The organism is Rhizobium etli 8C-3, from assembly GCF_001908375.1.
GTDB classification, from domain to species: domain Bacteria; phylum Pseudomonadota; class Alphaproteobacteria; order Rhizobiales; family Rhizobiaceae; genus Rhizobium; species Rhizobium etli_B.
Genome location: NZ_CP017241.1, coordinates 4,136,239 through 4,149,596, shown reverse-complemented (window position 1 = coordinate 4,149,596; position 13,358 = coordinate 4,136,239). Strand labels below are relative to the sequence as shown.

General features: G+C 58.4%; 11 protein-coding genes and 1 pseudogene. 6 read left to right on the top strand and 6 right to left on the bottom strand.

Annotated elements, in window-relative coordinates; all coding sequences use genetic code 11:
• Positions 1-16: 16 nt before the first annotated feature.
• Positions 17-225: pseudogene (locus AM571_RS37495) on the bottom strand (hypothetical protein).
• Positions 226-417: 192 nt separating this feature from the next.
• Here AM571_RS37495 and AM571_RS20415 point away from each other — a divergent pair.
• On the top strand, positions 418-2,304 hold the full coding sequence (locus tag AM571_RS20415; protein ID WP_074062965.1) for an MFS transporter: 1,887 nt from the start codon (positions 418-420) through the stop codon (positions 2,302-2,304).
• A gap of 223 nt (positions 2,305-2,527) precedes the next feature.
• On the opposite strand, the gene AM571_RS20410 is transcribed toward AM571_RS20415, so the two are convergent.
• From AM571_RS20410 to AM571_RS20395, 4 genes are all read right to left on the bottom strand, one after another.
• Entirely contained in the window at positions 2,528-3,286 is a 759-nt protein-coding gene (locus AM571_RS20410) for a phosphatase PAP2 family protein (protein WP_074062964.1), read from the bottom strand.
• Between the two features lie 124 nt (positions 3,287-3,410).
• Positions 3,411-4,523, bottom strand: a complete 1,113-nt coding sequence (gene leuB, locus AM571_RS20405; RefSeq protein ID WP_074062963.1) for a 3-isopropylmalate dehydrogenase — start codon at positions 4,521-4,523, stop codon at positions 3,411-3,413.
• A gap of 188 nt (positions 4,524-4,711) precedes the next feature.
• Positions 4,712-5,320 (bottom strand): 3-isopropylmalate dehydratase small subunit, encoded by a 609-nt coding sequence (leuD, locus tag AM571_RS20400; RefSeq protein ID WP_074062962.1) that lies wholly within the window; start codon positions 5,318-5,320, stop codon positions 4,712-4,714.
• Positions 5,321-5,408: 88 nt separating this feature from the next.
• Positions 5,409-5,639 carry a hypothetical protein gene (locus tag AM571_RS20395; protein WP_074062961.1) on the bottom strand — a complete coding sequence of 77 codons (231 nt, stop codon included), beginning with the start codon at positions 5,637-5,639 and terminating at the stop codon, positions 5,409-5,411.
• A 111-nt stretch (positions 5,640-5,750) separates the two neighbouring features.
• On the opposite strand from AM571_RS20395, the gene AM571_RS20390 reads away from it, so the two are divergent.
• Together AM571_RS20390 and AM571_RS20385 are read left to right on the top strand one after the other, a co-directional pair.
• Complete coding sequence (locus tag AM571_RS20390; RefSeq protein ID WP_074062960.1) at positions 5,751-6,674, top strand: HpcH/HpaI aldolase/citrate lyase family protein; 924 nt, start codon at positions 5,751-5,753, stop codon at positions 6,672-6,674.
• Positions 6,671-6,877 (top strand): DUF1737 domain-containing protein, encoded by a 207-nt coding sequence (locus AM571_RS20385; RefSeq protein ID WP_074062959.1) that lies wholly within the window; start codon positions 6,671-6,673, stop codon positions 6,875-6,877. The genes AM571_RS20390 and AM571_RS20385 overlap by 4 nt, the downstream gene beginning before the upstream one ends.
• A gap of 1 nt (position 6,878) precedes the next feature.
• Here AM571_RS20385 and AM571_RS20380 read toward each other — a convergent pair whose 3' ends face one another.
• Positions 6,879-7,316 (bottom strand): metallopeptidase family protein, encoded by a 438-nt coding sequence (locus tag AM571_RS20380; RefSeq protein ID WP_074062958.1) that lies wholly within the window; start codon positions 7,314-7,316, stop codon positions 6,879-6,881.
• A gap of 164 nt (positions 7,317-7,480) precedes the next feature.
• Here AM571_RS20380 and AM571_RS36995 point away from each other — a divergent pair, with 164 nt between their 5' ends.
• From AM571_RS36995 to AM571_RS20365, 3 genes are read left to right on the top strand one after another with little or no spacing between them, the layout of a single operon-like run.
• Positions 7,481-8,431, top strand: coding sequence for an ImuA family protein (locus AM571_RS36995; RefSeq protein ID WP_074062957.1), 951 nt, complete (start codon positions 7,481-7,483; stop codon positions 8,429-8,431).
• A gap of 40 nt (positions 8,432-8,471) precedes the next feature.
• Positions 8,472-9,890, top strand: coding sequence for a Y-family DNA polymerase (locus AM571_RS20370; RefSeq protein ID WP_074062956.1), 1,419 nt, complete (start codon positions 8,472-8,474; stop codon positions 9,888-9,890).
• Complete coding sequence (locus AM571_RS20365; RefSeq protein ID WP_074062955.1) at positions 9,887-13,342, top strand: error-prone DNA polymerase; 3,456 nt, start codon at positions 9,887-9,889, stop codon at positions 13,340-13,342. Before AM571_RS20370 ends, AM571_RS20365 begins: the two co-directional genes overlap by 4 nt.
• Positions 13,343-13,358 lie beyond the last annotated feature (16 nt).

Genomic DNA, 13,358 nt, shown 5'->3' with positions numbered 1-13,358 from the left:
CGGCAGGCCAGAGACGTCAGACGGTTTTCGTCGTCGTTTTGGCCTTGGTTTTGGAAGAAACCGGAACAGCAATATCCATCCCGGCACCTGGTGCCAGATCATTGCGTGCAGCAATGGCGTGTTCGTCTCGAACCATGGATATTCCCTTCCGCCGTTGCTCTTAAAAGGTTTTCCACAGGAGTCAAGGTTTTTGCAACCTGCTGTCTCGAGCACCCGGGCAGAGATTGCGGTCCTTCGGAAGGAGCCTTGCCTGCGACAATCTGTGCAAAGGCATTAGACTAAAGTCATAATCCCAAAGCCGCTCTCTTTCTCCGAATCCTTTTCTGTCACACTCTTGTCAGGCGAGTTGCGTCCAAGGATGCTTTGAGGAGAGCTTGGGACGCGCCTCGTTGCTTATCACTCTGTGGAGGACAGACAATGGCAAATGTCGCAAGCGTCGGAGACGCGAGAGTCGGCCCGATGACAGGCGAGGAGAAGAAGGTCATCTTCGCCTCCTCGCTCGGGACCGTTTTCGAATGGTATGACTTCTATCTTTACGGTTCACTCGCCACCTATATCGGCGCTACCTTTTTCAGCCAGTATCCGGAAACGACGCGAAACATCTTCGCCCTGCTCGCCTTTGCAGCCGGCTTCCTGGTGCGTCCGTTCGGCGCATTGGTTTTCGGCCGCCTCGGCGATCTGGTCGGCCGCAAATATACCTTCCTGATCACAATCCTGATCATGGGTCTGTCGACCTTCCTCGTCGGTATCCTTCCAGGAGCGGCGTCCATCGGCATCGCAGCCCCGATCATCCTGGTCGGTCTGCGCCTCCTGCAGGGCTTGGCCCTCGGCGGTGAATACGGTGGCGCAGCGACATATGTGGCCGAACATGCGCCGCATGGCCGGCGCGGTTTCTTCACGTCATGGATCCAGACGACGGCAACACTCGGCCTGTTCCTGTCGCTGCTGATCATTCTCTTCGTCCAGTCCATGCTGGGTGCCGCCGATTTCGCCGCCTGGGGCTGGCGTATCCCGTTCCTCGTCTCGGTCGTCCTGCTCGGTGTTTCCGTCTGGATCCGTCTGAAGATGAACGAATCACCGGCCTTCCAGAAGATGAAGGCCGAGGGCAAGGGTTCGAAGGCGCCGCTGACGGAAGCCTTCGGCCAGTGGCGTAACGCCAAGGTGGCGCTGCTTGCGCTTCTTGGCGCTGTCATGGGGCAGGCCGTCGTCTGGTATTGCGGTCAGTTCTACGCGCTGTTCTTCCTGCAAAACATCCTGAAAGTCGACGCGCAGTCGACCAACCTGATGGTCGCGGCGTCGTTGTTGCTCGGGACCGGCTTCTTCGTTTTCTTCGGGTGGCTTTCCGACAAGATCGGTCGCAAGCCGATCATCATGGCCGGCCTCCTGCTCGCCATGGTGACTTACTTCCCTCTGTTCAAGGCTCTGACCAATTTTGCCAATCCGGCGCTTGCAGAGGCCCAGGCCACGATCCGCGCAACGGTTACTGCGGCACCGGGCGATTGCAAGTTCCAGTTCAACCCGACCGGCACCGCGAAGTTTACCACCTCGTGCGATATCGCCACGTCGTTCCTGACGAAGAACTCGGTGCCATATGATGTCGTAAGCGGCCCCGCCGGTTCGGCCGCCACGGTCAAGATCGGCGACGACTCGATTACAAGCTATGATGCCGCCGCTGCTGGCGACAAGGCGAAAGCGATGAACGGCGCTTTCGAAAAGGGCATCAACATCGCGCTTCGCGATGCTGGCTACCCCCTGGTTCGCGGCGCGGCCAAGGTTCCGGAATCCAAGCTCGATGCCTTCATCGCCGCCAACCCGGAACTGGCTCTCAATGCTGATGCGGTTCGTGCAGGTCAGAAGGAGACCGTACCGGCCGAAAAGCTCGTGACCGACAAGCTGCTGACGGCCGACGAGGCCAAGGGCGTCACCGACATGACTGTCTACACGATCGCCAACGGTGGTACCTTCACCATGGTTGCCGACCCGGCAAGACTGAACTGGGTGGGCGTCATCGCCGTCCTGACCGTCCTCGTCATTTACGTGACGATGGTCTACGGGCCGATCGCTGCCCTTCTGGTGGAGCTCTTCCCGACCCGGATCCGCTATACCGGCATGTCGCTTCCCTATCACATCGGCAACGGCTGGTTCGGTGGTCTGCTTCCGGCAACCGCCTTCGCGATGAGCGCCTTCAAGGGCGACATCTACTACGGTCTCTGGTACCCGATCATCTTTGCGGGCATCACCCTGGTCATCGGTATGATTTTCCTGCCGGAAACCAAGGACCGCGATATCCGCACGATGGATTGAGGCGATCCATCGCAATTGCGAAAACAGCACCCGGCGCCCTCGAGGCGCCGGGTTTCTTGTATCTGGACAAGCCCATTCGATGTCGCCATCCGTCAAGGCCGCGGTTGAAGAGCGGCCCGTAGTGCGAATGGACGAGTGGCGGTCCTCAGAGCCTGCAAAAAACACATCCGTTCGAAAAGCATTCTGGGGAAGGCGCAAGGATAGCAGAACGTCGAACCGAGGCTCAAATGAGTCTGCTGAGACGTGGCACGGGCCAGCCTTCGCGACCGACGGCAAAGATCAGGCCGAAGCGGGCAAAGAGGATCGAGACGGCAAATGCGAGCCAGGCGCCGAGCGCCAGTCCTGCTACGACGTCGCTCGGATAGTGGACGCCGATGATGATGCGGGTTGCACCGAGCCAGAGCCCGATACCGATGAAAATGAGCCTGACGTGGGGAAAGAGGAGGATCAGTGCCACAAAGAGCGCGCCGATGTTGGCCGAATGACCCGACGGGAAGCTCTGATGCAGGAAATCCGTGTTCAAGGGCGAGAAACTGAAAATGCCCTCCTGCTCGTAGATGAGCGGACGCGCCCGCCCGATCAGGAACTTCAAAGTGTTGGCACAGACACTGGCGAGGATGACGGAGAGCCCGACATAGGCTGTCATCTGGACGAAACAGGCCATGCGGAACCGGCGGCGGACTTTCCAAAGCCGCCGGCGAACGGCGTAACCGGTGGCGAGAATGGTGCAAAGCCCCGCAAGGATCCATGCAAGCCGGCCGATATCCGTCACCTCGCCGGCGATCGATACCAGGGGAGGCGAGAGGCTCTTGGCTGCCTGTCCGAGCGGCCTGTCGAAGACAAAAAAGGCGATGACGACGACATTGACCGCCGAAAGCGTAAACGCCTTCCAGGGAACTCTGCGATGGATCGTGCGTCGGGCGTCGTAGCGCTTGCCAAGATAGGATCGGCAGCCCCGTTTTTGATCGGCGGTATTGCTCATTCCATCCCTTCGTCGTTTTGCCCTTCGTCGTTTTGCAGGACATAGGAAACGGAACTGATACCTTCAATAAAAAGCCCTCCGTACCGATAGATACGAAGGGCGTAAAAGCGTTTCACGTGAAATATCAGGCAGAAAGCGTCTTGAACTCGGCAAGGATCGCCTGGCCCATTTCAACAGTTCCGACCTTCCTGGCGCCTTCGGCCATGATGTCGGCCGTGCGGATACCCTTATCGAGCACGTTGGCAATAGCCTTCTCGAGATCGTCGGCTTCCTTCACGAGGTTGAAGGAATAACGCAGGCACATGGCGAAGGAGGCGATCATCGCAATCGGGTTGGCGACGCCCTTGCCGGCGATATCGGGAGCGGAGCCGTGGACCGGTTCGTAGAGCGCCTTGCGTTTGCCTGTCTTGCCATCCGGTGCACCGAGAGAAGCAGACGGCAGCATGCCAAGCGAACCCGTCAGCATCGCCGCGACGTCCGAAAGCATGTCGCCGAAGAGATTGTCGGTGACGATCACGTCGAACTGCTTCGGCTGGCGCACCAGCTGCATTCCGCCGGCATCGGCCAGCATATGCTCCAGCTGGACGTCGGAATACTTTGCTTTGTGCGTCTCGGTCACGACCTGGTTCCAGAGCACGCCGGACTTCATGACGTTGCGCTTTTCCATGGAGCAGACACGGTTCTGGCGGGTTCGGGCCATTTCGAAGGCGACGCCGGCAATGCGTTCGATTTCGTACGTATCGTAGACCTGCGTATCGATGCCGCGTTTCTGGCCGTTGCCGAGATCGATAATCTCCTTAGGTTCGCCGAAATAGACGCCACCCGTGAGCTCGCGGATGATGAGAATGTCAAGACCTTCGACAAGTTCAGGCTTCAACGAGGAGGCGGAGGCAAGCGCCGGATAGCAGATCGCCGGGCGCAGGTTTGCGAAGAGTTCCAAGTCCTTGCGCAGGCGCAGAAGGCCTGCTTCCGGACGCACTTCATAGGGCACGCTGTCCCATTTCGGACCGCCGACTGCACCGAAGAGAACGGCATCTGCTGCCAGCGCCTTTTTCATGTCGTCTTCCGAGATGGCCGCGCCATGCGCATCGTAGGCACTGCCGCCGACAAGGCCTTCGCCGACGACGAATCCGGCGTTCATCGCCTCGTTCATGTAAGCAATGATCTTGCGGACCTCGTCCATTGCCTCCGGACCGATGCCGTCGCCCGGCAGCAGGAAAAGATTGCGCGCTGTCATGAAACCCTCCGCTGAAAAACAAGTTGCGGCTTCTTAGACCCCGTCGAAAGCCATTTCAAGGAACAGAACGGCTGAATCGGTACGGTTTGCCGCCTCATGACGGCGTTGTACATCCCGGGAATTTCTCAAGGGTGCGCAAAGAAAAGCCGGGTCGATGCCCGGCTTGGTCGCATGTCGGGTTCGGACGATTAAGCTGCCCAGGGACGCGATGCGGCGTTCGACTTTTCGAACTTGTCGATCGCAGCGGCCTTTTCCAGCGTCAGGCCGATATCGTCGAGACCGTTCAGCAGGCAGTGGCGCTTGAATTCGTCGAGGTCGAACTTGATCGAACCACCGTCCGGGCCGGTGATCTCCAGGTTTTCGAGATCGACCGTCAGGACTGCGTTGGAACCGCGAGAGGCATCGTCCATCAGCTTGTCGAGGTCTTCCTGGCTGACCCTGATCGGGAGAATACCGTTCTTGAAACAGTTGTTGTAGAAGATGTCCGCGAAGCTTGTGGAGATGACGCAGCGGATGCCGAAATCGAGAAGCGCCCACGGAGCATGCTCGCGAGAGGAGCCGCATCCGAAATTATCACCGGCAACAAGAATCTTGGCATTCTGATAAGCCGCTTTGTTGAGCACGAAGTCCGGGTTCGGCGTGCCGTCTTCGTTGTAGCGGGCTTCGGCAAAGAGCCCCTTGCCAAGACCGGTGCGCTTGATGGTCTTCAGGTAATCCTTGGGAATGATCATGTCCGTGTCGATATTGACGACCGGGAGGGGTGCTGCAACGCCCGTGAGCTTCACGAACTTTTCCATGGAAACCTGCCTTTGTATGCCGTTTTTCAACGATTGCTCGGCAATAGAGCAAAACGCCGTAAAAATGAAGGGGAATCTTGGCGGGCGCCTAGAGATCGATGATCGTGCCGCGGCCGTCGTTCCAGATGCGCATTTCGCGCTTTGGCGCAGCCTTGGCGCGGACGGGCGCCGGCTTCATCTTCATCGAAAGCGCGCGGCCGGCCATGAGCACGGTCAGGATGGCGCCAACGGCGAGCGTTACCGAAAAGGTAAGGGCAGCGAGCGCCACGAATACAGTGATCCCTGCGAGCATGAGGAAGATGGAACGTATATTCTGCATGAGTTTAGACCTTTCTTCGAAAGGAATGTGGTCCCTGGTCTTTATTTCTGCAAGTCAAGCATGGCTTTTTGTTGTCTTGCCACTTTTCACAAAGCTTGGCACACATTTGTGATGAGCCAGAATTCGCCCATCCGTTCGTTCAGTTTGCACCGCTCCGTGCTGAGTGTTCCCGCAATCAATCAGCGCGCGCTCGAAAAGATCCATGGGCTCGATTGCGATGCAGTCATTTTCGATCTCGAAGATTCCGTGGCGTTGGAGAAGAAGGAGGAAGCTCGCGAAAACCTGAAAGCCTTCTTTTCGGGCAAGCCACTTGCGAACAAGGAAAGGATCATCCGTATCAACGCGCTCTCGTCGGCTTTCGGCCACGCCGACATGGAGCTGGTACAGGCGCTGCGGCCAGATGCCGTGCTTTTGCCGAAGGTGGATGAGCCGCAGGATGTCATGGCCGTGAGCGATCTTCTTGCTGACGCGGACGTGCCGGAGACCTTGCGTATCTGGGCGATGATCGAGACGCCCCGCGGTATCCTGAACGCGGCGGCAATCGCTGAGGCTGGGCGCACCTTAGGCTCGAGACTCGATTGCTTTGTCGTCGGGCTCAATGATCTGCGCAAAGAGACCGGCGTTCTTCCTCAACCGGGCCGAACCTATCTCGTGCCCTGGCTGATGCAGGTCATCCTTGCCGTGCGTGCCTATGGTCTGGATGCGATCGATAGCGTTTTCAATGATTTCAGGGAAACAGATGCCTTCGAGGCCGAATGCGCCCATGCCCGGGCCATGGGATATGATGGCAAAATGCTGATCCATCCGATGCAGATCGAGGCTGCCAATCGGCACTTCGCTCCCGACGAGGCTGCCATCCGGGAGGCGGAAGAAATCATCGCCGCTTTCGCCCATCCCTCGTCCGAAGGTCTCAACGTCATCACGTTGAACGGCCGGATGATCGAGCGGCTGCATCTTGTACAGGCAGAAAGCCTGGTCCATAAGGGCCGCCTGATTGCGAAACGCCAGACAATTGAACGAAAGCCTTTATCATGAAGCTCTATCGCCTTCTGACCGGCCAGGACGACGCCGCATTCTGCCATCGCGTGACCGATGCGCTCAACAAGGGCTGGTCGCTTCACGGTGTACCGTCGCTGACCTACAATATTCAGACCGGACAGGTAATCGCCGGCCAGGCGATCGTCAAAGAGGTCGAAGGCAAGGATTATCATCCGCAGATGAAGCTCTCCGAGCAATAGCTTAGCGGTCGACGGCTTCCTCGACGCTGGCTTCGATCCGCTCCATGTCGTCATCGCTCAGGCCGAAATGGTGGCCGATCTCATGGATGAGGACGTGGGTGATGATGTCTCCGAGCGTTTCATCGTTTTCTGCCCAGTAATCGAGAATGGGACGCCGGTAGAGGCGGATACGATTGGGCATCTCGCCGGTCTCGACCGTGAAGCGCTCGGAAATGCCCCGGCCTTCGAAGAGGCCAAGCAGGTCGAAGGGCGTTTCCAGCGCCATATCCTCGAAAACATCGTCGTCCGGAAAATCCTCGATCTCGATTGTCAGATTGTCGGTGAGCGAGCGGAATTCATCCGGCAAGTGGCTATAGGCCTCCATTGCCAGAGACTCGAATGTGCTGAGCGTTGGGGCATGGCGATCCCGCCAATCCTCGCTCTGGTCTATGCGGGCCATGAAAATTCCTTCCTTTGGCGCCCATATAGAACCTTTGCGTAGGATTTTCGAGTGTGGAATCAAAGGCAGGAATAAATTCACAAGAATTGGTTGTTGACTCTTCTAGCAAGCTCTGGAATCCATAAGAACATAACAGGAACAATCTGACTCTGGAGTGAAACGTCATGGCGCAGACGGCCGTGGCGCGCGAGCAGCTTTTTGCGCTCCGCGAAACCATTGCGAAACTCGAAGGCAAGCCGGCACCTGCGCTTGCGGCAGCCACGCAAGAGTCTCGTGCAACTGGCGATGAGACCCGTTCGAGACCTGCAACAACGCCCCCGCCGCCGCGCCTGTCCTTTGACATTCCTATTCTCGATGAAGCGCTCGAAGGTGGTCTGCCGCTTAACGGCATTACCGAAGTCCGGTCTGTGATGCTGAGGGACGCGGGCGGCGCCAGCGGTTTCGTGCTGGCGCTTGCGGCCTGGCTGCAGCGGCACGAGACGGCGGATGGCATGCCGGTCCTTTGGATCGGTGACAGAATATCGACAATGGAAGCAGGCCATCCCTATGCGGTTGGCCTCAAGGATTTCGGCCTGGAGCCGGAACGCTTTCTCATTGCGTCGCCACACAAGCTGGAAGAGGCGCTGTGGCTTGCCGAAACGGCGGTCGAAAGCGCTGTGTTCCCAGCCACGATCCTGGAGGTGCGCGGCAACCCTGCCCAGTTTGGTCTTACAGAAAGCCGGCGATTGAGCATGCGGGCAAGGGCTTCCGGCCGGCCGCTTCTTCTGTTGCGGCAGGGAGGCGAGGAGGAGGCGAGCAGCGCCTCTTTCCGATTCCGTGCCGAACCTGCGCCAGCCAGCACACGGCCTCTGCCGGATGGTTCGCTGTTTGCCGGCAGCATCGGCAGTCCGGTTTTTCGTCTCATCCTGGAGAAGAGCCGCAACGCGGCTCCCCTCTCCTTTCTTCTGGAATGGAACCCTCATGACCGCCAGTTTTTCCCCGTTAGCCAGCCAGAGCGCACTCGTTCTCCAGGCGAGCAACCAGCGCATTCTGTCGCTCAGTTTTCCCCATCTTCCAACCGACAGGATCGCCCGCAAGAGGTGGGGTCTGTCTTGGCGTTCGGCCGGACGCCCTGACGCGCCGCCGATCGTCTGTTCTGGACGGCTCAACAATACCATGCGCCTAACGGCGCTCGACGAGGTGGCGGAGCGGATTAAACTCAAGAAGAACCAGGGAGTGGCAGAAGCGCGTGCGATTTACCCGCTTTTGGATGTCAATGAGGAAGACCTGGCCGCCGATCGTCGGCTTCTCGAAGGCATCGCGGATTGGTGCGACCGTTATACACCGCTGGTGGCCTTCGACGGCAAGGACGGACTGTTTCTTGATATTACCGGCTGCGCCCATCTCTTTGGCGGCGAAACGACCATGCTCAAGGATATCCTTTCCCGGCTATTTCATATGGGGCTCGATGTGTGCGGCGTTATCTCGTCCTCGCCGGGCCTTTCCTGGGCCGTGTCCCGCTTCGGGGATGGGGGCGTCATCGACGCCGATCAGACGGAACATGTCCTGGCACCACTGCCGGTCGCAGCCCTTCGCCTCGAGGAAGGCACTATCGAGGCCCTGAAGAAGCTCGGCTTCAAGTATATCGGCGACCTCCTGTCTGCCCCACGCGCACCGCTGGCCCGCCGTTTCGGCGCGCAGCTCCTGCTCAGGCTAGACCAGGCGCTTGGACTGGAAGAGGAGCCTGTTTCGCCACGCCGGCCGGTCGCCAGTCTTTCCGCCGAACGACGCCTTATCGAGCCGATCGGCACGGAAGAAGATATCCTCGCCATGGCCGACCAGATCGCCCTATCACTCAAAGCGTCGCTTGAGGCACGCGGTGCCGGCGGTCGCGTATTCGAACTCGTGCTGTTTCGCGTCGACGGCAGGGTCTTCAGGATTCGCGTCGGGGCCTCACAGCCTCTCAGGGACCCAAGGCATATCGCTTCGCTCTTCTGCGAGCGACTGCAGGCAATCCACGACGATCTCGATGCCGGCTACGGCTTTGAAATCCTGCGGCTGAATGTCCTGCGCCATGATCCATTCAATGCGGCGCAGGGGGATTTCGAAGGAGGCAGACAGCGGGAGACATCGCTTGCGGCATTCGTCGACAAAATTGCCGCCCGCCTCGGGGCGGATTGCCTGCAGAGTTTTCAACTGCGCGAAAGCCATGTGCCGGAGCGGGCGGCGATCGCTACTGCCGCCATGGAAGGCCTTCAGGCACGGGGCAAGGCAGAGGAAGGAACCCCTTTTTTCCCGCGACGTGAGCGGCCGCTGCGGCTTTTTGCCAGGCCGGAGCAAGTGGAGGCCCTGCTTGCCGAAGTTCCCGACGGTCCGCCGCAGATCTTCCGCTGGCGGCGCATAAAGCATCGCGTGGCGCGAAGCGAGGGACCGGAGCGGCTTGCCATGGAATGGTGGATCGATGGCTCGGACGCTGCGGCACGCGATTATTTCCGTGTAGAAGATGATGCCGGTCACCGCTTCTGGATGTATCGCGAAGGTTTTTACGGGCATGAGCTTCCTCCTCGCTGGTTCATGCATGGGCTCTTTGCATGAGCACGGCGCCCGCATTTTTCGAGATTGGTGCGAGAACGAACTTCTCGTTTCTTGAAGGAGCCTCCAGTCCCGAGGAGATGGTGGTGCAGGCGGCTTGCCTGAAGCTCGGCGGGCTCGGGATTGCCGACAAGAATACGGTTGCCGGCGTCGTGCGGGCGCATGCGCAGGCGGAGGAGATCAGGAAAAAATTCGAGAGGAAGGAAGCCGGGCTTCTGGAAGGAGACGAGAAGAAGCAGATCATTTTCGATCCAATCCGCCTCCAGCCAGGTGCGCGCCTCGTCTTTTCGGATGGAACTCCCGATGTTCTTGCCTATCCACAAAACAGGCGAGGGTGGGCGCATCTCTGCCGTCTGCTGAGTGCCGGGAATCTAAAGCCGGAGGCGGAGAAAGGCTCCTGCATTCTCACCGAAACGGAGATCATGGAATGGGGAGACGAGATGATGCTCGCCATTATTCCTGATCGCCTCTTTGTGGATGATGCCGTCGGCCTGCAGGCATTTGAAGATTGCCTGCAGCGTTTTCGAAAACGCTTTGGCAGGACGGTTCATATGGCGCTGGCGCCGGCTTATGACGGCCGCGACAAACAGGTTTTTGCAACACTGGCCATCATTGCCGCCCGCCACCGCATTCCGCTGATCGTAACCAATCAGCCCCTTTATCATCATCCTGACCGGCGGCCCCTCTCCGATATCGTGGTCGCAATCCGCAGCCACGTTCCAGTTGCCGAAGCCGGTTTCCTTCTGGCGCCGAATGCAGAGCGCTATCTCAAGGGAATGCGGGAAATGGTGCATCTCTTCAAGGACTATCCCGGCGCGATCGACAATACGCATGCATTCTTCTCCAGCTTGACCTTTTCGCTCAGCGAGCTGGAGCACAATTATCCGCCTGAAAACGATCCCGGGGAAACGCCGTATCAAACGCTCGAACGGTTAACCTGGGCGGGAGCTGCAAAACGCTACCACCCGGAGCAGGTGCCGCAGAAGATCGTGAAGCAGATCGATTATGAACTGGATCTCATTAGGCAGAAAAACTACGCTTCCTATTTCCTCACCGTTTACAAGATCATTCAGCACGCCCGCTATAAGCTCGAGGTTCTGTGCCAGGGACGTGGATCGGCTGCGAATTCGGTCATCTGCTATTGCCTTGAAATAACGGAAGTCGATCCGAACAAGGCGACCTTGCTTTTTGATCGGTTCATCTCGATGGACCGCGATGAACCGCCGGATATCGATGTCGATTTCGAGCACGACAGGCGCGAAGAAGTCATCCAGTACATCTATAAAAGATACGGCATAGACCATGCAGGCCTGACGGCGGGGGTGACCACCTATCGCACCCGCTCTGCTGGCCGCGAAGTTGCCAAGGCCTTCGGGCTTTCGGAAGATGTCCAATCGGCGATCAGCAGCCTCGTCTGGGGCTGGTCGGAAGACAATCTGTCGGAGCGCGATGCGAAGGCGGCCGGTCTTGACATCGGCGATCCGGTGACGAAGAACGTCCTCAGATATGCCTCCGAGCTTCTCGGATTTCCGCGTCACCTCACCCAGCATGTCGGCGGATTTGTCATCACCCGCGATCGGCTCGATGAAGTCGTGCCGATCATGAAGACGGCGATGCCGGACCGCTACATGATCGAATGGGACAAGGACGATCTCGACAATGTCAAGATTCTGAAGGTCGATATTCTGGCGCTCGGGATGCTGACCTGTCTGCGGAAGGCTTTCCAACTTCTTCAACTGCACTACGATGTGAAGAAAACACTCGCCGATCTCGGCAACAGGGAGCATGGGCAAGAGGGCAAACCGGTCTACGAGATGATATGCCGGGCCGATACGCTGGGGGTGTTCCAGATCGAAAGCCGGGCGCAGATGAGCATGCTGCCGCGCCTGAAGCCGAGGGAATTCTATGATCTCGTGATCGAGGTGGCAATCGTCCGGCCGGGACCGATACAGGGCGATATGGTCCACCCCTACCTCAAGAGACGACAGCAGAAGACACCCATCGAGTATCCCAGCAGTGAATTGAAGGCGGTGCTGGAAAGAACGCTCGGCGTTCCACTGTTTCAGGAGCAGGCAATGCAGATTGCGATCACCGCCGCAGGCTTCATGCCGGCGGAGGCAGATCGGCTTCGACGGGCCATGGCAACGTTCAAGAGAACCGGCACGATCGGCAATTTCCAGAAGCGATTCATCGAAGGAATGGTTTCAAGACACTATTCCTCTGACTTTGCGCATCAGTGTTTCAATCAAATCAAAGGCTTCGGCGAATATGGCTTTCCGGAAAGCCATGCGGCCTCCTTTGCGTTGCTCGTCTATGCTTCATCTTGGATCAAGGCCTACTACCCCGATGTCTTCTGTGCGGCGATGCTGAACTCGCAGCCGATGGGGTTCTATGCGCCGGCGCAACTGGTCCGCGATGCGCGCGAGCACGGCGTGGAAATTCGTGCCGTGGATATCAACCGTTCGGATTGGGATTGCCTGTTGGAGGATGCATGCTTCGACAAGTCAAAGATCGACTTCCGGCACAAGGACATGCACAAGGTCATCCGCACGAAAAGAGCAGTCCGCCTCGGTTTTCGGCAAGTGAAGGGCCTTTCCGGCGACATGATAAAGGCGAAACTGATTGCGAATCGAGGTGCCGGGTATAGCTCGATCCGCGATCTATGGCTGCGATCAGGCCTTGAGAAATCGCAGATCGAACGGCTGGCAGATGCAGATGCCTTCGGTTCTATAGGCTTGTCACGGCGAGAGGCGCTCTGGGCGGCGCGGGCGCTTGATGTGAAAAGCGCCGCAGAAAGACTGCCCTTGTTCGACCGCGTGTCCCATGTCGATCTCCAAGTCGAACCAAGGGTGAATCTGCCCGAAATGCTGTCGGGCGAACAGGTGGTGGAGGATTATCGCTATCTCTCGCTGTCACTGAAGGGACACCCCGTCTCATTCCTGCGAGAGGATTTCCAAAAAGCAGGGATTACGCGCAATGTCGACCTTCTGGCCGTGCCGAACGGAAAGAGAGTGACGATTGCCGGCCTGGTGCTGGTGCGCCAGCGCCCGGGCTCGGCCAAGGGCGTGATCTTCATGACGCTTGAGGATGAAACGGGTGTTGCCAATGCCATCGTTTGGAAAACGGCCTTCGAGAAATACCGCTCGGTCGTCATGGGGGCGCGGCTTGTGAAAATCCATGGCAAACTGCAAAGTCAAAGCGGCGTCATTCACACTGTGGTCGAGCATATCGAAGATATGACGCCCGCTCTTGGCCTTCTGCAGAAGGAGGCGCAGCGCTTTGGTCTTTGCCAAGGCGCCGACGAGACCATGCGGCCGACGGACCATTCCGGCGCAAGGAAGGCGGCAGGCATCCTTGAAAAGGACGCAATGGAAGGGCCGATGATATCAGTGGGCAGCGGGAAGGATGCTGGGGAAACCGCAAAGGTCATGCCGAAAGGGCGCAACTTTCATTGATGCCGCAGCGATCGAT